General features: G+C 68.0%; 18 protein-coding genes. 8 read left to right on the top strand and 10 right to left on the bottom strand.

The window, feature by feature from the left end; genetic code table 11:
• Window positions 1-10 precede the first annotated feature (10 nt).
• From FHP25_RS07850 to FHP25_RS07840, 3 genes are all read left to right on the top strand, one after another.
• A complete protein-coding gene (locus FHP25_RS07850) occupies window positions 11-616 on the top strand; it encodes a ribonuclease HII (RefSeq protein WP_147846372.1) in 606 nt (201 codons plus the stop codon).
• Window positions 617-789: 173 nt separating this feature from the next.
• Window positions 790-1,887: a site-specific DNA-methyltransferase gene (locus FHP25_RS07845; protein WP_147846371.1), complete on the top strand. Its 1,098-nt coding sequence runs from the start codon at window positions 790-792 to the stop codon at window positions 1,885-1,887.
• Window positions 1,888-1,953: 66 nt separating this feature from the next.
• Window positions 1,954-2,559, top strand: a complete 606-nt coding sequence (locus FHP25_RS07840) for a GNAT family N-acetyltransferase (protein WP_147846370.1) — start codon at window positions 1,954-1,956, stop codon at window positions 2,557-2,559.
• Here the strand turns inward: FHP25_RS07840 and FHP25_RS07835 are convergent.
• Window positions 2,459-2,806 (bottom strand): hypothetical protein, encoded by a 348-nt coding sequence (locus tag FHP25_RS07835; protein ID WP_147846369.1) that lies wholly within the window; start codon window positions 2,804-2,806, stop codon window positions 2,459-2,461. The genes FHP25_RS07840 and FHP25_RS07835 overlap by 101 nt on opposite strands.
• Window positions 2,807-2,948: 142 nt before the next feature.
• Between FHP25_RS07835 and FHP25_RS07830 the strand changes: the two genes are divergently transcribed.
• A complete protein-coding gene (locus tag FHP25_RS07830; RefSeq protein WP_147846368.1) occupies window positions 2,949-3,380 on the top strand; it encodes a hypothetical protein in 432 nt (143 codons plus the stop codon).
• A gap of 12 nt (window positions 3,381-3,392) precedes the next feature.
• On the opposite strand, the gene FHP25_RS40710 is transcribed toward FHP25_RS07830, so the two are convergent.
• The 3 genes from FHP25_RS40710 to FHP25_RS07820 form a co-directional block, all read right to left on the bottom strand.
• Entirely contained in the window at window positions 3,393-3,548 is a 156-nt protein-coding gene (locus tag FHP25_RS40710; protein ID WP_178133373.1) for a hypothetical protein, read from the bottom strand.
• A 53-nt stretch (window positions 3,549-3,601) separates the two neighbouring features.
• Complete coding sequence (gene mutY, locus FHP25_RS07825; RefSeq protein WP_147846367.1) at window positions 3,602-4,711, bottom strand: A/G-specific adenine glycosylase; 1,110 nt, start codon at window positions 4,709-4,711, stop codon at window positions 3,602-3,604.
• 89 nt (window positions 4,712-4,800) lie between these two features.
• Window positions 4,801-5,190: a hypothetical protein gene (locus FHP25_RS07820; protein ID WP_178133372.1), complete on the bottom strand. Its 390-nt coding sequence runs from the start codon at window positions 5,188-5,190 to the stop codon at window positions 4,801-4,803.
• 124 nt (window positions 5,191-5,314) lie between these two features.
• Here FHP25_RS07820 and FHP25_RS07815 point away from each other — a divergent pair, with 124 nt between their 5' ends.
• The 3 genes from FHP25_RS07815 to FHP25_RS07805 all read left to right on the top strand — a co-directional run bounded on the left by FHP25_RS07815 (window position 5,315) and on the right by FHP25_RS07805 (window position 10,513).
• Complete coding sequence (locus tag FHP25_RS07815) at window positions 5,315-5,821, top strand: DUF721 domain-containing protein (RefSeq protein WP_178133371.1); 507 nt, start codon at window positions 5,315-5,317, stop codon at window positions 5,819-5,821.
• 141 nt (window positions 5,822-5,962) lie between these two features.
• Window positions 5,963-6,601 (top strand): DsbA family protein, encoded by a 639-nt coding sequence (locus FHP25_RS07810; RefSeq protein ID WP_147846364.1) that lies wholly within the window; start codon window positions 5,963-5,965, stop codon window positions 6,599-6,601.
• A gap of 45 nt (window positions 6,602-6,646) precedes the next feature.
• On the top strand, window positions 6,647-10,513 hold the full coding sequence (locus tag FHP25_RS07805) for an AAA family ATPase (RefSeq protein ID WP_147846363.1): 3,867 nt from the start codon (window positions 6,647-6,649) through the stop codon (window positions 10,511-10,513).
• Between the two features lie 134 nt (window positions 10,514-10,647).
• Here the strand turns inward: FHP25_RS07805 and FHP25_RS07800 are convergent, their stop codons facing one another.
• The gene (locus tag FHP25_RS07800) at window positions 10,648-12,498 is read right to left on the bottom strand and encodes an acetyl-CoA hydrolase/transferase C-terminal domain-containing protein (protein WP_147846537.1); all 1,851 of its coding nucleotides are present in this window, start codon (window positions 12,496-12,498) and stop codon (window positions 10,648-10,650) included.
• Between the two features lie 76 nt (window positions 12,499-12,574).
• On the opposite strand from FHP25_RS07800, the gene FHP25_RS07795 reads away from it, so the two are divergent.
• On the top strand, window positions 12,575-13,186 hold the full coding sequence (locus FHP25_RS07795) for a nuclear transport factor 2 family protein (protein ID WP_218578278.1): 612 nt from the start codon (window positions 12,575-12,577) through the stop codon (window positions 13,184-13,186).
• Between the two features lie 492 nt (window positions 13,187-13,678).
• Here the strand turns inward: FHP25_RS07795 and FHP25_RS07790 are convergent, their stop codons facing one another.
• The 5 genes from FHP25_RS07790 to FHP25_RS07770 are packed head-to-tail and all read right to left on the bottom strand — an operon-like array spanning window position 13,679 to window position 17,617.
• Window positions 13,679-13,984, bottom strand: coding sequence for a DUF4238 domain-containing protein (locus FHP25_RS07790; RefSeq protein ID WP_178133370.1), 306 nt, complete (start codon window positions 13,982-13,984; stop codon window positions 13,679-13,681).
• Window positions 13,965-15,440: a methylamine utilization protein MauJ gene (gene mauJ, locus FHP25_RS07785; protein WP_147846360.1), complete on the bottom strand. Its 1,476-nt coding sequence runs from the start codon at window positions 15,438-15,440 to the stop codon at window positions 13,965-13,967. Before mauJ ends, FHP25_RS07790 begins: the two co-directional genes overlap by 20 nt.
• Window positions 15,441-15,443: 3 nt before the next feature.
• On the bottom strand, window positions 15,444-16,988 hold the full coding sequence (locus tag FHP25_RS07780; RefSeq protein ID WP_147846359.1) for an LA2681 family HEPN domain-containing protein: 1,545 nt from the start codon (window positions 16,986-16,988) through the stop codon (window positions 15,444-15,446).
• Window positions 16,989-17,026: 38 nt separating this feature from the next.
• Window positions 17,027-17,254, bottom strand: coding sequence for a hypothetical protein (locus FHP25_RS07775; RefSeq protein WP_147846358.1), 228 nt, complete (start codon window positions 17,252-17,254; stop codon window positions 17,027-17,029).
• 9 nt (window positions 17,255-17,263) lie between these two features.
• Entirely contained in the window at window positions 17,264-17,617 is a 354-nt protein-coding gene (locus FHP25_RS07770; RefSeq protein WP_178133369.1) for a hypothetical protein, read from the bottom strand.
• Window positions 17,618-17,752: the final 135 nt, after the last annotated feature.

Here is a 17,752-nt window from a genome sequence, read left to right as displayed (position 1 = left end):
TCGACCAGCAATGCCCAGTTTTAGAATCGAATCGCGCCATGAAGGCCTTGTCGCCGGCATCGATGAAGCCGGCCGCGGGCCGTTGGCCGGGCCGGTGCTGGCCGCCGCCGTCATCCTCGACAGAACGCGTGCCAAGCGCAGCCTGCTGCGGCTGCTCGACGACTCCAAGAAGCTCACCATCGAGGAGCGGGAGAAGGCCTACAGGTCGCTGCGCAAGAGTGACGCGGTGCTGATCGGCGTCGGCGCCGCCAGCGCGCGCGAGATCGACCGCTTCAACATTCTGCAAGCCAGCTTCCTGGCGATGCGCCGGGCGGTGGCCGCGCTGCCGACCGCCCCGGCCATGGCGCTGGTCGACGGCAACCGGCCGCCACCGCTCGCCTGTCCCGTGGAGGTCGTCGTCAGCGGTGATGCGCTCAGCTACTCGATCGCCGCCGCCTCCATCATCGCCAAGGTCACCCGCGACCGCATCATGCACCGGCTCGATATCCGCCATCCGGGCTATGGCTGGGCTACCAATGTCGGGTACTCGGTGCCCGCGCACCTGGCCGGACTGCAGAAGCTCGGGCCGACGCCGCATCACCGCCTCAGCTTCGCGCCCCTGGGGCGTCTGCTCTGAGGCCACAACATTCCGAGTTGCGCGAATCGAAGCCGGCAACCACTTGAGCAAACCGGTTTAGATGGCTGATTCAGCACAAACTAATTGACTTTATCCACAGCACGCCACATTCTTTGCCGCCTCGGCCGGTTCCTCCTCCGTGGCCGATCCATGGTGCGAAGGAAACGTTGCGCATGCCGAAGGACATTGGGCTGTCCGACCGCGTCCTTGTTGGTGACTGCATCGACATCATGGCGGAGCTGCCCAGCGGCTCCGTGGACATGGTGTTCGCCGACCCGCCCTACAATCTGCAGCTCGCCGGGGCGCTGCATCGGCCCGACAACAGCAAGGTCGACGCGGTCGACGACGACTGGGACAAGTTCGAGGACTTCGCCACCTACGACACCTTCACCCGCGCCTGGCTGAAGGCGGCGCGCCGCGTGCTCAAGCCGGACGGCACGATCTGGGTGATCGGCAGCTACCATAACGTCTTCCGCATGGGCACGGCGCTGCAGGACCTGCATTTCTGGCTGCTCAACGACATCGTGTGGCGCAAGACCAACCCGATGCCGAACTTCCGCGGCAAGCGCTTCACCAACGCGCACGAGACGCTGATCTGGGCGGCGCGCGACCGCCGCCGGCGCAGCTACACGTTCAACTACGAGGCCCTGAAGGAGCTGAACGAAGGCCTGCAGATGCGCAGCGACTGGACGCTGCCGCTGTGCACCGGCGCCGAGCGCCTGAAGAACGGCAGCGGCAAGAAGGCGCACCCGACCCAAAAGCCCGAGGCGCTGCTGTTCCGCTGCATCATGGCCGCCAGCAACCCCGGCGACGTGATCCTCGATCCGTTCTTCGGCAGCGGCACGACCGGCGCCGTGGCCAAGCGGCTGGGCCGCCGCTTCATCGGCATCGAGCGCGATGCCGACTACGCCGAGCTGGCCCGCAAGCGCATCGCCGCCGTGCGGCCGCTGCCGGCCGAGGACGTCGCACCCAAGCCGGCGCGGCGCAGCGAGCCGCGCATCCCGTTCGGCATCCTGATCGAAACAGGCCTGCTGACGCCCGGCGCGACGCTCGCCGACCCCTCCGGCCGCATCCAGGCCCGGGTCAAGGCCGACGGGACACTTTCGACCACCGGCCCGGAAGGCGACCTGCGCGGCTCGATCCACCAGGTCGGCGCCGCCGTGCAGGGCGCGCCGTCGTGCAACGGCTGGACCTTCTGGCACATCGACTTCGACGGCAAGCGCCTGCCGATCGACCACCTGCGCCAGCAGATGCGCGCCCGCATGCAGTAGCGCCGGCGCGGCGTCGCACGAAGGAAATCGCTTGCCTTCCGTTGCCGTCGCTTCATCGTGCGGGCCATGAGCGACGCACCGCGTGGGCGTGGGCTGAGTGTCCGCCGCGCCACCATCGAGGACGCCGAGGCGCTGGCCGAGATGGCGCAGGGCCTCAACGCGCATCAGGGCGACCCCGTCAGCAGCTTCAGTCCGGCCGCGGCGCGGCGCGACGGCTTCGGCGAGGCGCCGTGCTGGACCGCCCTGATCGCCGAGCGCGACGGGCGGCCGGTCGGCTACGCCATGTTCCATGCCGCCTATGACGCCCCGCATGCCGCGCGCGGCCTCTACCTGCAGGATCTCTTCGTCAACGACGGCGAGCGGCGGCAAGGCGTCGGCCGGGCGCTGATGACGGCGGTGGCGCGCGAGGCGCGCCAGGCAGGCTGCATCTTCTTCTGGTGGACGGCCAAGCAGTGGAACACCGAGGCGCTGGCGTTCTACCGCAAGCTGGGCGCGATGGCCGATACGGTCGTGGCTCATGCGCTGTTCGGCGAGGCGTTCGACCAGCTGATCGACGGCGACACCACGGCCGTCATTCCCCCTCCTCCAGCTCGGCATGGAAGCGGTGCAGGAAGCGATGGGCAAAAGGCGCGATCAGCACCCCGCACACGCCCACGAACACGAGCCCGCTGAGCAGCGCATACACCGAGGCGAAGACCTTGCCGACGTCGCTCCTGACCGGGTCGATCGGCCCCATGCCGCCCAGGATCATCGAGGCGTTGAGCAGCGCATCGATCCACGGCAGGTCGGCCAGGTAGTGGTAGCCGGCGATGCCGGCCCCCAGCATCACGGCCAGCGCCACGGATGCGAAGACCAGCGAGTTCGCCATCCGGCGCCGCCATTCGGCGTGGATCATCTCGGGTGTGCGCCGACGTTTCATGTTGCCGTCACCCTGCCAGTCGTCGCGGACCGCATCCTGACACCTTTCGGGACGCCTGCGGCATGCGGTCGCCAGGGCAAGGCCGGCGCAACAGGTCGCGCCGGCACATCGTTGGTCTGGCAACAGCCAAACGGAGGCCACCATGGCCATGACCAGCCCGTCCACCGAACGGCCCACCACCGTGCGCCTGCACCCCTGGATCTTCCGCGGCGTCGTCGCCCTTGCCGCCTGGGCGCTGCTCGCGGCCTGGGGCTTCGCCGCGACCTGGAGTCCCGATGTCAGCGAGTCCTACACCGACCTCGCGCTGGTCTTCGTGAGCTACTTGTGCATCGTCACGATCGGCCTGGTCTTCGCGCTGGGGAGCTTCGCGCGCCATAGCCCCGACCCGGCGCGCGACGACGACAAGGCGAGCCGCGGCTCGTTCCACGACTGGAGGTCGCGCGAGATCGAGGTCGGCAGCGGCCATCAGCGCGGCTCCCATGTGGCCGTCGACATCCTGCTGGCCCCGGCAGCCATCGCGATCGGCATGACCGCGCTCGTCATCGTCTGGCACCTGGCTCCCGCCGCCGGCTGAGGCCGGCCGGCCTCAGTCGGGGATCATGATGTGGACCTCGATCTCGCCGTCCTCCTGCGGCAGCGCCTCGAGATGGGAAATCTCGCGCGGTGTTCCCTCGATGTTGACCAGGATCGTCGCGTCGGCATCCTCGTTCTCGAGCAGCGCGATCAGCTCGGCGACCGTCATCGGAACCTCGTTGCGGAAGTCTGTTCCTGGAGAGGAGTTATAGCGTCGCCGGCCTAGGTCAATGCCTTCAGCCCGTGCGTCAGCACCTTCTTCATCACCGTCGGCAGCGCCATCTCGTCGAGGCGGTCGACGGCGCACCACTGCCAGTCGGCCGCGTCCTCGGCCATGCCGGTCGTCGTCGGCGCACGCGCCACCACGACCTCCAGCCGCAGCTCGAAATGCGTGAAGACATGGCGCACGATGCCGGGCAGCGGCTGCCAGTCCGCCGGCAGCGGCGCGGCGGCCAGGCAGTCGGCGCGGTCGAGCTCACCCTCGCGCCAGGGGCTGGACGGGACCTCGATCATGCCGCCCAGCAGGCCGCTGGGCGGCCGCCGGCGCAGCAGCACCGACCCGTCGCGGGCCCGCAGCAGGAAGGCGATGCCCTGCCGCACCGGCCGGGCCGGCTTGGCGCGCCGGCGCGGCAGCACCTCGGCCACGCCCAGGCGGCGGCCGGCGCACATGTCGATCAGCGGGCACAGCACGCAGCGCGGCGCACGCGGCGTGCACACCGTGGCGCCCAGGTCCATCATCGCCTGGGCGTAGTCGCCGGGCCGCGTCGCCGGCACCAGCCGTTCGGCCAGGATGCGGATCGCCGGCTTGACGTCCGGCAGCGGCGTCTCCAGCGCATGCAGGCGGGCGATGACGCGCTCGACATTGCCGTCGACGGCGCTCGCCTGCCGGTCGAAGGCGATGGCGGCGATGGCGGCCGCGGTGTAGCCGCCGACGCCCGGCAGGGCGTTCAACGCCTCGAGATCGTCGGGAAAGACGCCGCCATGGCGCTCGACCACGGCCTGGGCGCAGGCGTGCAGGTTGCGGGCGCGGGCGTAGTAGCCCAGCCCCTGCCAGGCATGCAGCACTGAATCGAGCGGCGCCGCGGCGAGATCGCGCACCGTGGGCCAGCGGCGCAGGAAGGCATCGAAGTAGCCGCCGACCGTCACCACCGTCGTCTGCTGCAGCATGATCTCGCTGAGCCAGACGCGATAGGGATCGGCGCGCTCGCCGGGCGCGGCGCGCCATGGCAGGTCGCGGCGGTGGCGGTCGTACCATGCCAGAAGCCTGCTCGCATGCGCCCGCGGATCCGGCTCGGCAATGACTTCAGCAATATCGGGAGCAATATCGGACATGACGACGCCTGCACTGGTACAGGCGCCCATCATAGGTCGCTGGATTCGAAAACCGCGACGCGAAGTTTCACCGCTGCGGTGGACTGTTTTCAGCTCGCCGGCGGCGCCGGCAGCGCCATCACCAGGTCGCGCGCCATGTGGGCGGCCAGCAGCGGCCCCAGCTGGACCGTCAGCGTGTCGCCGGTATCGGTCACGAGGTTGCCCTGGATATGGCCGGTGTCCGGGTCGGGCCGGAACGACGCCGACGCCACCGGTATGCCGCCATAGGGCTCCGAGCCGTCCGTCTCGTCGGGGGCCTGGCGCTTGGCCATCTCGGTCGCCGCATCGCACAGGCGCGAGACGAACTGCGTGAACTCCTCGAAATCGGCGAGGCATTCGACCGAGTGCGCCCGGTCGTCGACGAACACCATGCGGCAGTGGCGTCCGTCGGTACTGAAGCCCAGGCTGAACTGGTGCAGCTTCGAAAGCGTCTCGGACATCCCTCACCTCCCATCGGTGCCTGCGCCTGATAAACGGTTGGAAGCGGCAGGCTGTTCCATCCCTCGGGCACGAAACCGACGGCGCGGCAGTGGCCGTGCCGGGGCCGGCGGCGTAGACTGGGCCATGGCCGAGGAGGAGCGTGAGATCGAGCTGGACCGGCGCGGCGGGATGAAGGCCGTCGGCGCGCATGTCGGCCGGCTGACCGCGCCGCTGGCGCGCCACCGCGGCACGGCAAGCGCGCGCCTGCAGGCCGAGTGGTCGACCATCGTCGGCCCCGAGATCGCGCGGCAGAGCCTGCCCGAGCGGCTGGTCGGCGCCGGCGGCAAGGCGAGCGGCAAGGGCGGCGCCACCCTGAAGCTGCGGGTCGCCGGCCCCCTGGCGCTGGAGCTGCAGCACCTCGCGCCGCAGCTCATCGAGCGCATCAACGGCTTCTTCGGCTACCCGGCGGTGGCCCGCCTGCAGATCATGCAGGGGCCGCTGCCGCACACGCCGCCGGCCCCGCCGCCGGCGCCGCGGCCGCTCGACCCGGCCCGCCAGCGCGCCCTGCGCGAGCGCGTCGCCCCGATCGGCGACGAGGCCCTGCGCGGCGCCCTGGAACGGCTGGGCCGCGCCATCCTGGGCCGCCGGTAGGCTCAACGGGTTTTGACCGCAGCCCGGGTATTTGCTACGCGCGCGCCACATTCCCACGACATTTTGTGGACAACCGGACAGCCGGTTTCGTTGACTCTTCACAGGCCTAGCTCCCAAAATGTGGGGGCTATAGGGGGTTCGATGCATAAGATATTGATCCTGGCGGGTGCGGTTCTGGGCGCTGCCACCATCAGCTTGCCGCCGGCTGCGCCGCTGCAGGCTGCCCCCGTCCAGCTGGCGCAGACGGTTCCGGCCGAGCTGCAGCCCTCGGCTGACGATCATGTGATGGGCAACCCCGACGCCGCGGTGACCATCGTCGAGTACGCCTCGATGACCTGCCCGCACTGCGCCGACTTCCACACCCAGGTCCTGCCGGAGCTGAAGAAGAAGTATGTCGATACCGGCAAGGTCCGGTTCGTCTACCGCGACTTCCCGCTCGACCAGATCGCGCTGCAGGCGGCCCAGATCTCGGAATGCTCGGGCAAGGACCGCTATTTCGCGGTCGTCGACGTGATCTTCCGGACCCAGGCGCAGTGGGCGGCCAACAAGGACCCGATCGCCGAGCTGGGCAAGACGCTGCGCATCGCCGGCATCACCGAGGCCGACATCAAGACCTGCATCGCCGACCAGAAGCTGGCCACCACCATCGTGACCGAGCGCCAGGTCGGCGAGAAGGCCGGTGTCAACGCCACGCCGACGCTGTTCATCAACGGCCAGCGCTGGAACGGCGCCCGTACCGTCGAAGCTCTCGATGAGGCGCTGGGCAAGCTCATCAAGTAGCCCGGCGCCCCGCGTTTCACGTCCCTCACCCTGCGAGTACCCGACGTGCAGTTCAACAAGCTCCGCCTGTCCGGCTTCAAGTCGTTCGTCGACCCGACCGAGCTCACCATCGAACCGGGCATGACCGGCATTGTCGGGCCCAACGGCTGCGGCAAGTCGAACCTGGTCGAGGCGCTCAAGTGGGTGATGGGCGAGACCTCGGCCAAGCAGATGCGCGGCTCCGAGATGGAGGACGTGATCTTCGGCGGCACCGGCCAGCGGCCGGCGCGCAACATCGCCGAGGTGCTGCTGCGGCTGGACAACAAGAACCGCACCGCGCCGGCGGTGTTCAACGACAGCGACGAGCTGGAGGTGGTCCGCCGCATCGAGCGCGGCCACGGCTCGCTCTACAAGGTCAACGGGCGCGAGACGCGCGCCCGCGACGTGCAGGTGATGTTCGCCGACGCCGCCTCGGGCGCGCGCTCCACGGCCATGGTGAGCCAAGGCCGCATCGGCGCCATCATCAACGCCAAGCCGCAGGACCGGCGCAACATCATCGACGAGGCCGCCGGCATCACCGGCCTGTACTCGCGCCGCCACGAGGCCGAATTGCGCCTGAAGGCGGCGGAAGCCAACCTGCTGCGCGTGCAGGACGTGCTGGCGGCGCTGGAAGAGCAGCACCGGCAGCTCAAGCGCCAGGCCCGCCAGGCCAGCCGCTACCGCAACCTGTCCGACCATATCCGGCGCGCCGAGGCCGCCGTGCTGGCGCTCAGGCTGGCGCAGGCCGACCAGGACATGGCCACCGCCGCCGAGGAGCTGAAGAACGCCACCGCCGCCGTCGCCGACCTGACGCGGCTGGCGGGCATGGCCGCCACGGCCCAGGCCGAGTCGGCCGCCAACATGCCGGCGCTGCGGCACGAGGAAGCCGCGGCGGCGGCCAAGCTGCAGCGCCTGCGCGTGGCGCACGAGACCCTGGCCGACGAGATGCGCCGCGTCCAGGCGGCGCGCGAGGAAGGCCGCGTTCGGCTGACGCAGATCGAGAGCGACGCGGCGCGCGAGGGCGAGCGCCACCGCGATGCCGAGACCGCGCTCGGCGAGCTGGGCAGCGAGGCCGAGCGGCTCAACACCGAGCGCGTCGGCGAGGATGATCGCCAGGCCGAGGCCATCACGGCGCGCGACGATGCCCGCGTGGCCATGACCGAGGCCGAGGCCGAGCTCGACCGGCTGACCCGCCAGATCGCGGCCGATGAGACGCTGATGGCCAGCGTGCAGCGCGACGTCGCCGAGCTCAACGAGCGGTTGATCCGCCTCAAGGCGCGCCGCGACGACACCGAGGCGCAGCGCCGCCAGGTGGGCAGCGAGCTTGCGGCCCTGCCGGCGCTGGCCGATATCGAGGCCGCCGCCGAGGAGGCGCGCGAGGCGCTGGCCGAGGCCCGCGACCGGGGCACGGCCATGGTCGAGATGGCGCAGAGCGCCGAGCGCCAGGCCGTGGAGCAGGCCCGCAGCGCCCATGCCAACGCGGCGCAGGCCATGCGCGCCGCCCAGGCCCAGGCCGCCGAGGCGGTGCGCACCGCCCAGGGCCAGGCCGCGGCGCAGGTGCGCGAGGCCATGGCCCGCGCCGAGGCCGACCGGCTGGAAAGCGAGCGCGCCCGCGCCGCCGAGCGGATGGCGGCGGAGAACGAAGCCGCCAAGATCGCCGACCAGGTGCAGAAGGCCTCGGCCCGGGTGACGCGCCTGAAGGCCGAGGAGTCGGGCATCGCCGCCGCCCTGCGCTCGGCTGCCGGCAGCCTGTGGCCGCCGCTGATCGACGCGCTGACCGTGGCGCCGGGCTACGAGGCGGCGCTGGGCGCCGCGTTCGGCGAGGAGCTCGAGGCCTCCTACGACCAGGGCGCGCCGCTCTACTGGCAGGCGCTGGGCGCGATGGAAGGCGTGCCCGGGCTGCCCGAGGGCGTCGAGCCGCTGGCGCTGCACGTCACGGCGCCGCCCGAGCTGGAGCGCCGCCTGCAGTTCATCGGCATCGTGGCCGATGAGGAGACCGGGCGGCGGCTGCAGGACACGCTGCGGGCCGGCCAGCAGCTGGTGACGCGTGACGGCGCGGTGTGGCGCTGGGACGGCTTCACGGTCAAGGCCGGCGCCCCCACGGCCGCCGCCAACCGGCTGAGCCAGCGCAACAAGCTGGCCGAGATCCGCAGCCAGCTGGAAGGCGTGCAGGCCGATCTGGCGGCGGTGGAGACCCGTCACCTCGCTGCCCGCGCCGCGGTCGAGGCCGCCCGCCAGGCCGAGCGGCTGGTGGTCGAGCGCTCGCGCCAGTTTGGCGCCGCCCTCGTCGAGCGCGCGCGCCAGGTGGAGAAGCAGCTGGTCGCCGAGGCGCAGGAGGCCGAGCAGGCCGCCGTGGCCGAGGCCCAGGAATACGAGCGCGAGATCCTGGCGCGCACGCAGGCCCAGGAGCGTGCCGCACAGCAGGCGCTGGCCCAGGCCCGCGCCGAGTCGCAGGCGCAGATCAGCCGCGCCGAGCTGGTCGCCAGCGAGACCCGCGACCGCGCCGCCGACGTCGCCCGCAAGACGGCGGCGCTGACAACCCGCCAGTCGTCGCTGGACGACGTCGCGGCGCAGGTCGGCGGCGAGATCGCCGACCTCGAGATGCGCCGCACCTTCCGCGAGGCGCGCCGCTCCTGGATCCCCGACCCGTCGGCCGACCGCCAGGAAGCCGCCTCGCTGCGGGCGCTGCTGGCGGAGCTGCGCACCGCCCTGGTCGAGCGCCAGACGGCCTGCGACACGCTGGCGCGCGAGGCCGAGCTGCGCGGCCAGCGCCTGCGGCAGATCGAGACCGACAGCCAGGGCTGGCAGGGCCGCCTGGCCGGTGCCGCCCAGCAGCTCGCGGCCCTGAACGAGCGCCGCGAGACGCTGGCCGAGCAGCTGGCCGACCTCGATGCGCGGCCCGAGGAGCTCGCCGAGCAGCGCGCGACGCTGGAAGACGACATCGCCGCCGCCGACGAGGCGCGCCGCACCGCGGCCGACCGCCTCGCCGAGGCCGAGAACACCCTGGAGGCGGCCGACAAGGCGCTGAAGCAGGTCGAGCACGATCTCGCCGCCGCCCGCGAGCAGCGCGTGCGCCGCGAGGGCCTTGCCGAGCAGACCGAGCGCGACCGCGGCGCCATCGTGGACCGCATCGGCGAGCGCCTGCGCCTGCTGCCCGAGCAGCTCCTCGAAGCCGCCGAGGTGCAGAGCCTGGAGGAGCTGCCCGACGTGGCCCAGGCCGAGCGCCGGCTGGAGCGCCTGGTCAACGAGCGCGAGGGCATGGGCGCGGTGAACCTGCGGGCCGAGGAGGAAGCCGCCGAGCTCGACCAGCAGATCATCGCCATGACCGGCGAGCGCGACGACCTCACCGCCGCCATCGGCCGCCTGCGCCAGGGCATCGCCAGCCTCAACCGCGAGGGCCGCGAGCGCTTCGTGGCGGCGTTCGAGAACGTCAACCGCCATTTCCAGGAGCTGTTCACCAAGCTGTTCGGCGGCGGCCGCGCCGAGCTGCGGCTGACCGAGTCGGAGGACCCGCTCGAGGCCGGGCTGGAGATCGTGGCCTCGCCGCCGGGCAAGAAGCTGCAGGTGATGTCGCTGCTGTCGGGCGGCGAGCAGGCGCTGACGGCACTGTCGCTGCTGTTCGCGGTGTTCATGACCAACCCGGCGCCGATCTGCGTGCTGGACGAGGTCGACGCGCCGCTGGACGACGCCAACGTCGAGCGCTTCTGCGACCTGGTGTCCGACATCGCCCAGCGCTCCAACACGCGGTTCCTGATCATCACCCACCACCGCGTGACCATGGCCAAGATGCACCGGCTGTACGGCGTGACCATGGCCGAGCGCGGCGTCTCGATCCTGGTCTCGGTCGACCTCGAGCAAGCCGACCGCGTGCTCGAAAGCACCGTGGCGGCGTAGCTTTTTCCTCCCCCAGCGAAGCTGGGGGAGGTGGCCGAAGGCCGGAGGGGGACCCACGAGGTTTCCGCAACTGAGACCACGGCGGCTCCCCTCCGCCCCTTCGGGGCACCTCCCCACTGCGTGGGGAGGGAAAATCATTCCCCCAGCGCGGCGCGCAGCAGGGTGCGCTGCAGGCGCTGGCGCCAGTCGGTGGGCTTGTGCAGGCCCATGCGTTCCAGGCAGGCGGCGTCCTGCGGCGATGGCGGGCCGGCGGTCAGGCCCTGCCACAGCAGCGCGCCGAGCGCCGGCAGGCTGTGCGCCGCGCTCTTGAGGCGCATCAGGGCCGGCATCAGGCGCTGCTCCTCGGCGGTGAAGTCGGTGCCGAACGGGAACGGCGGCACCACGCCACGGGCCCGTGCCGGCGCCAACGCCCGCTCGATGCGCGCCGGGGTGTTGTCGCGGAACACTGCCGGGATCTCGTAGCCCGCCGCGATCTTGCCGGCCGCCTTGGCCTGGCGCAGCAGCCCGGCCTGGAAGCGCGAATCGGTGATCGACAGCATCGCCGCCACGCACTCGGCATCGGTCCTGCCGCGCAGATCGGCCACGCCGTACTCGGTGACGACTGTATCGCGCAGGTGCCGCGGGATGGTCGTGTGGCCGTAGGACCAGCGGATGTTGGAGCGCACGCGGCCGCCGTCCTGGCGCGTCGCGTTGAGCGTGATGATCGAGCGCGCGCCTTCGAGCGCGAAGGCCTGGGCGACGAAGTTGTACTGCCCGCCGACGCCGCTCACGACGCGCCCGACCTCCAGGCCGTCGGAGACGACGGCGCCCAGCAGGGTCGCCATCATGGCGTTGTTGATGAAGCGCGCCTCGACCCGGGCCCGGCGCTTGCCGGCCTCGTCACCGTAGAGCTCGTTGGCGTAGCCCACCGGCATCATGGCGATGCGCGCCCGCTGCGCGTCCGGCATCTCGCGCAGCGCGCGATAGAACGCCTTGGGCCCGAGGAAGAAAGCGGCGTGCACGACGGCGCCGTCGACCTCGCGGGTGAGGATGCCGTGCCTGATCAGCTCCAGGAAGCCGTCGACCAGCATCTCGGTCGCGCCGTAAAGGCCTGCCGTGAACGGCGCCGCCTCGAACGGCTGCGGCGGCACGGCCGAAAGCCGCTCGACCGTGTCGCGGTAGGCGGCGTTCTCGTGCTGGCGCAGGATCAGCGCCTGGCACACCGCGTCGCCCACCGAACCGATGCCGATCTGCAGGGTGCCACCGTCGCGCACCAGCCGCGCGGCATGGAAGCCGATCGCGTATTCCGCCGCCGTCACCGGCTGCTTGGGCGGGGCGAACAACGGGAACTGGGTCGCCGGGCCGTCCAGGACGTGGCTGAAGGCCTCGGACGGCAGCTCGCACACGCCTTGCATGTACGGCAGTTCGTCGTTGGCCTGGCCGACCAGCAGGAACTTCGCGCGGCCGGCCTGGCGCGCGGCCAGCAGGTCGAGCGTGAGGTCGGGGTTGCAGCTCAGGCTGTAGCGCGCCGCGCCGTCCGCCTCGCGCCTGGCCACGAGCTGCGCCACGACGTTGACGCCGCGGTCCAGCACGTAGCGCGCCGCGTGGGTGTAGTTGGCCGAGATGTAGGCCTGCTGCGCCGTCGGCACCGACAGCCAGCGGCCGGCCAGCATGAAGAACTCGTTGACCTCGATGTTGGGCGGCAGGGTGCCGGTGCGCAGCCCGGGCACATAAGCGAGGTCGGGATAGCCGCCGAACAGCCGCTCGATCACCGGCCCCATGAAACGCCGCTCCAGCGCGCTGCCGCCGCGCGGCGTCTCCAGGGTCAGCGCCGTGACGATGCGCAGCGAGATCGACGGATCGGCGGCGGCGCGGTCATAGAGCGCGTTCACCACGTGGTTCGCCTTGCCCAGGCCCAGCGGCAGCGCCAGCACGATGCTCTTGCCGACCGCGGCGATGATGGAATCGGCGAGCGCCTCGGGATCGCCGTGCTGGACCGGTTGCATCTGCCTCACTTCACGTCCTCGTTGCACGATGCATAATGCCGTGCGCAACCCGTGGAGACCTAGCGTGCAGAACCAAATGCTGGAAAAGCTCGCGATCGCCGAGGTGATCCAGAACTGGGCCGTCTGGCGCGACGCCGGCGACTGGGAGCGCTTGCGCACCGTCTGGCACGACGACGGCTGGATGACCGCGACATGGTTCCAGGGGCCGGCCGAGAAGTTCATCGCCGTCAGCCAGGCCGGCTTCGACCGCGGCGTCAGCATCCTGCACTTCCTGGGCGGCATCAGCATCGACCTCAACGATCACCGCGCCACGGCACAGACCAAGATGACGATCAGCCAACGCGGCCTGGTCGACGGGGTGCTGGTCGATGTCGTCTGCACCGGGCGGTTCTTCGACTTCCTGGCCAAGCGCAACGGCCGCTGGGCGATCGTCCGCCGCCAGCCGATCTACGAGAAGGACCGCATGGACCCGGTGAGCCCCGACGCGCGCCTGACCCTGGACGCGGCGCTGCTCGACAGCTTCCCCGAGGGCTACCGGCACCTCGCCTACCTGCAGACCAGGCTGGGCTTCACCATCAAGAAGGACCTGCCGCAGCTGAAGGGCGAGGCCGTGATGCGGCTCTACGCCGAGGGTCTCGCCTGGCGCGAGGGCGCGCCCACGGCATTCCCGGCCGGCGGCCCGGGCTAGGCCGGCCCCAGCCATTGGGCCGGCGACCGTGTCACCGCTGGCGGACTCGGGCTGAGTTTTTGTCAGCAAAATCAACGACTTGTCATTTTTCACCCCGAAAAGCGCGTGACGGAAACGTCGAAAATGACTCAAATTCGACGACGACGGGCGGTGGGCCCTCTCCCGGCACACCTGGAGCGCAGCAGCGGCGATAGCGGTGGCAGCCATGTGTCGGCTCGCGGACGGGTGGACATGATGGGTGCCTGCGACGGCAACCGGCGGCGTCGCTGATCCGGCAAGAGCGGCGGCAGCGTGCTCCGCGCGTGGAGCGGACGAAGCGCCCGTGCCTCGACCCGGCGGCGGCCTTGCCCCTTGCGGCGGGGCCCACGAAACGCCCGTTGGCCCCGGCGGCGGGAATGCGACTTGGTAGGTAGTATGCACTATTCTCGGTCGAAGAACAAGATTAAAAGACGACAACGCCCCCTCAGCTTCAAGTCACGGCTGCCATCAGGGTCACCATCTTGCGCAATGGTTCCCAGGAAAAATCGGGGAAGTCATTGCAAACTGCCTTCCACGCCGGATCGCCGAAAAATTCTCCAGTTCCGCAAGCTTCTTCTCCACCGCGTCGTCGCGCCGGCCGTCCGCCTGGAGCGGCGCGTAGAGGTGAAACTTCACCGCTACCTTGTCGATGTGCTTCACCTCAGATTCACCGTCGTTCCTGCTGAAGCGCCAAATACGTTGCCTGCCCTCATCGGCGGCGAACGCCTTCAGGTAGGACTGCGCCACCCAGTGGCAGCACTTAGTGACTTGTTTGGCCATGGGGTGACGGCGATGCCGCGCTCTGCTCAGACGCGATCTCAGCCGCATCGCTAAACGGCGAGTCCGAAACCCCAAGCTCTGTTCTGATAAAATGCCGAGCTAGTCGGCGCATTATAGCCGCTGCGTTGTGCAACCGATGCAATTCCTCGACAACGTCAGGATCAGACGGGTGCTTTTCGCGCACATGCGCTACAGCGACCCGACACGCTTTCCATAGATATTGCTCAACGTTCTCGTTGCCGCATGCGTTCAGAAACGCTTTCGCGCGGTCTGCATCGAGGCCACTTTGTAGAAGTGGGAATATTTGAGCGATCCAAGAGCGGATGTCTTTTCCTTCTGGGTAGCGGACTTCGAGTACTTTGAAGTAACTAAGCACCGCGTAGCCGATCATAAAGTTCTGTTCGGCATTGCGCCCCTCACGGTAGAGCGCGAGGGCGCGTCGCGCCTCCTCAGATGCCGGAATGTCCCGGTTAAAAACCCAATGGTAGGTTGTCGTAAAGGCCAAATTGCGCTTGTGTACGGCAACGGGCACCGGGTTGCCCGCCCAACCATCCTGCATGATGGCATATTGGTCATCGCACCACGTTAGCACGCTGAGAAAGCGGTTGATGATCGTCATTGCCTCTTCCATGCTCAGACGGTTCGCATGCAGATCAATGTGGACCGATTGCATATGGTCGTTGGTCTTTGGCATCAGCACGAGTTTGTAGCGATCGAATTCGATCAACATTTCTTCGCGCGGCCAAGTCACCTGATTATCGACGCCGACATTTAGGAAGCGCGATAACGGCCTCGCACCCAACCGAAGACGGCGCGCCTCCTCGGCATCCTCTCGCTCATATTCCGAACCGTCGCCGACAGGGGGTGATGGACACGCTCGCGCATCGGCGATCTCTCCTGCCAGCCGATCAAAAAATCGTTGACTGAGGACCAATTCGCGGTTGGCTGGGGCATACCGAGATTCTGCATCGAGGCGTGCTCCGGGTTGCAGTAATGATACCGCCTCATCTCGCACGAACGATAATTGACCTCGCGTACCGTCATGCTCATAGGTGATGACCGCGAGGCCATGACTGTTGGCTCCAGATTCCGCCACAGAAAGCCGCACGGAGACAACACTATGACGAATGGCGCAGTCGATAAGGATGCTGCTTAGCGCATCAGCTAGCGTGGCTGCATTGCCAAATGCTTCGGTCTTTCCGCCGACCGGCTTCAGCTTGGCGAGGATCGTAGCCACGTGGCCCGACCAACTAGGCTGCACCGCTGTCAAACCGGGCACCGCCGCTACGATCTGCTCGTTACTAAGCGCGTGCCCCCGGTTACCGCGACCGCGCGGCAGCCTGCCGTAGTTGCGCAGGGACTCAAACCGCCGATCCATATCGCCGGTCGTATCGGTTACCACTTCACTATGGCGGCAGAGCTGAGCCAGCACCTGGGAAAGCTGTTTCGCAAGCATGGCCTAATCCTGTCTCTTCCAGTTGTCGTCCCAGGCATTGAGGATCATAGGCACACCCAGTGCGTCGCCCCCCTTTTTGTAGCCGCGTCGCCGTTCCTCCGCATGGATGCCCAACGACAAGTACGTAATCGTCGCCCGCGCCAGCTTCAATTGGCGCACGGTCTTGGCGATCAGGTCAGTAACAGGAAGATCGGAGATGCCCGCTTTGCGGGGCTCGGCACGCTGTGTGGACGTAAACCGCAACAGCGAATCGTGCACCGCTACGAACTTGTGTTCCATATGGTTGCGCAGTTCGTAGAGCGATTGCGCGTCCGGCTCGGTGACCTCCTGAAAATCGTCTTCAAAGATGTCCTTGGATAGCCAGAACAGGCCACGCAGCGGCCAGTTTGCCAATCCGTCCAGCGCTGGATGAAGCTCCTTTCCCTTACCCTTCACGAACCAGAGGTTACGGAAATTGACCTGTCGGTCCTTATGCCCGAGATCGAGATAGGTGTTGAGCAGAAACGCGGTTTTATCGAACACCGCATAAGCACCCCGGAACGCCATTTTCATCCGCTCGACGGCAAAGCCAAAAGCTGGATAGTCGAGCGTGTTATAGAGCAGAACACCGCGATCCGAGAAATGGACGCCGGTTGCGGTGATGCCTTCATACAGCGCATATCGTGCGGCACAGAACTCCTGTTTGATGATGCTGAAATAGTGGATGACAGCGGGCACGCCCGATTCCTCATCCAGGCCCGCGGTAATCGAGGGCAACGTCATCACGTCGCGCGCGGCGATCGGGTTAGGTCCAATATCATTGAGTGGGTTGATGAAGAGACGGTTGCTCAAGCACCATTGCCGGTACTCGCGCTCTTTTTTGCCGCGACCCATCGAATGATTCAGCAAGTCGATCTGCCCGACCATCCCGGGAATATCGTACCGCGTCCAGATATCATCCAGATGCGCCGCAAACTTACCGAACGCTTCTTCATAGCCATAACTCTCAACCACCGCGTCGTCGGCGCATGCCTGCGCCAGCGACTCTGCGGCGAAGATCATCAACACGCCGTGATGACCTGGATCGTAGAGCGCGTGCGCATAGTGCCCGAGCCCGACGCCACGGTTGCCGCATGCCATTGCGAACTTGGGAACGGCGATCAGCGCCCGGTCCCAATATTCGACGGCTTCGATGAACCGGCCGGTGTGGTTCAGGATGTTGCCGAGATTGGTATAGATCTGCGCGCGTTCGCGTGGCTCCAATTCCTCAAAGCCGGGATGCGCCAGCGCCCGGCGTAGCTCCAATATCTCGCCGTCGATGGCTTCACTTTTCCACAGCCACGCCTGCCAATCCGGCGATGAATGGCGCTTCGCGCTCCAGATATTGGCGCGAAAATAATGTGCACGGCAGGCGTGACGCACCGCCACATTTACCGCCAAGTACTGGTCGAGCAGGGCGCTGGCGTGATCCAGCGCTGCAACCGATGCCTCATCGCCGCCTTGATCGATGATTGCACCGATCAACTGCATGGCTTTGCTCTCGGAAAGCCGATCAAGCTTCTTTACCATGAGGGAAGCCAAGGAAGGTTTGCGTAATGGCGGTGCCATCAGCGGGGGAGCTTCACCTGTTGCACCGACGGCCGGTTGCTGCGCGCGTCCCACGGGTCCCGGCCAAGATCGAGGCACAGTTTGTAGAACTCTTCGGCCGTCGTCTTCGGCTCGAGCCGAAGAGCGCGATCCTTAGACAGGCCGAGCCAGTGGCCGAACCAGGTTGTCCCGAGCGCAGCGACCACGCAAACAGCGGAGGTGACGACGATTGTCCAGATGCCTTCCATGCAACCTCCTTACGTGTCCAGCATGTCCCAGTCGTCGCCCATGACCCATCGCAGGGCGCTCAGCTTGCCGTTGATCATCCCCCACTCGAAGTCGTCCCACGGCCCGAGATTTTCGATCCCAACGTCTTCTTCGGTGCGCCGAGCCGCATCGAGCGCTCCCTGCCATATGCTGTCGATGATAAGCGTGGTGTTTCGCTCTCGTAGCTCTGCTGCTTCCCATTCCTCTCTGGTAACGAGCTTGGTGTGGCCCCTCTCGATCCGCACCCGCCGGTTCCAGTAGCGATTATACCAAACCTGCCGTTCCAGCAGGCGCGCAGCGTCGAGTATCTCGGAAAGGCGCCGCGGCTCATCCAGCCAAGTCAACTCGGCGACTAGCAGCCTGTCGGACTGAGGTTATTGGGTAGTTGATTGAGTGATTTTGAAAGCACCGAGGTCATGGGTCGCGATTTTTGGTGGTACTTTCCCCGTCAGGCGTGTGCGAGGGTGAACATCCGCTTG

The sequence above is a fragment of the Vineibacter terrae genome (assembly GCF_008039615.1).
Lineage (GTDB): Bacteria > Pseudomonadota > Alphaproteobacteria > Reyranellales > Reyranellaceae > Vineibacter > Vineibacter terrae.
This window is presented reverse-complemented; position numbering and strand designations above follow the sequence as displayed.

Excerpts from the sequence above, each read along its gene's own strand:
- FHP25_RS07850 (WP_147846372.1), top strand. The coding sequence starts at position 11 with ATGCCCAGTTTTAGAATCGAATCGCGCCATGAAGGCCTTGTCGCCGGC.
- FHP25_RS07845 (WP_147846371.1), top strand. The coding sequence starts at position 790 with ATGCCGAAGGACATTGGGCTGTCCGACCGCGTCCTTGTTGGTGACTGC.
- FHP25_RS07840 (WP_147846370.1), top strand. The coding sequence starts at position 1,954 with ATGAGCGACGCACCGCGTGGGCGTGGGCTGAGTGTCCGCCGCGCCACC.
- FHP25_RS07835 (WP_147846369.1), bottom strand. The coding sequence starts at position 2,806 with ATGAAACGTCGGCGCACACCCGAGATGATCCACGCCGAATGGCGGCGC.
- FHP25_RS07830 (WP_147846368.1), top strand. The coding sequence starts at position 2,949 with ATGGCCATGACCAGCCCGTCCACCGAACGGCCCACCACCGTGCGCCTG.
- FHP25_RS40710 (WP_178133373.1), bottom strand. The coding sequence starts at position 3,548 with ATGACGGTCGCCGAGCTGATCGCGCTGCTCGAGAACGAGGATGCCGAC.
- mutY (WP_147846367.1), bottom strand. The coding sequence starts at position 4,711 with ATGTCCGATATTGCTCCCGATATTGCTGAAGTCATTGCCGAGCCGGAT.
- FHP25_RS07820 (WP_178133372.1), bottom strand. The coding sequence starts at position 5,190 with ATGTCCGAGACGCTTTCGAAGCTGCACCAGTTCAGCCTGGGCTTCAGT.
- FHP25_RS07815 (WP_178133371.1), top strand. The coding sequence starts at position 5,315 with ATGGCCGAGGAGGAGCGTGAGATCGAGCTGGACCGGCGCGGCGGGATG.
- FHP25_RS07810 (WP_147846364.1), top strand. The coding sequence starts at position 5,963 with ATGCATAAGATATTGATCCTGGCGGGTGCGGTTCTGGGCGCTGCCACC.
- FHP25_RS07800 (WP_147846537.1), bottom strand. The coding sequence starts at position 12,498 with ATGCAACCGGTCCAGCACGGCGATCCCGAGGCGCTCGCCGATTCCATC.
- FHP25_RS07795 (WP_218578278.1), top strand. The coding sequence starts at position 12,575 with ATGCTGGAAAAGCTCGCGATCGCCGAGGTGATCCAGAACTGGGCCGTC.
- FHP25_RS07790 (WP_178133370.1), bottom strand. The coding sequence starts at position 13,984 with ATGGCCAAACAAGTCACTAAGTGCTGCCACTGGGTGGCGCAGTCCTAC.
- mauJ (WP_147846360.1), bottom strand. The coding sequence starts at position 15,440 with ATGCTTGCGAAACAGCTTTCCCAGGTGCTGGCTCAGCTCTGCCGCCAT.
- FHP25_RS07780 (WP_147846359.1), bottom strand. The coding sequence starts at position 16,988 with ATGGTAAAGAAGCTTGATCGGCTTTCCGAGAGCAAAGCCATGCAGTTG.
- FHP25_RS07775 (WP_147846358.1), bottom strand. The coding sequence starts at position 17,254 with ATGGAAGGCATCTGGACAATCGTCGTCACCTCCGCTGTTTGCGTGGTC.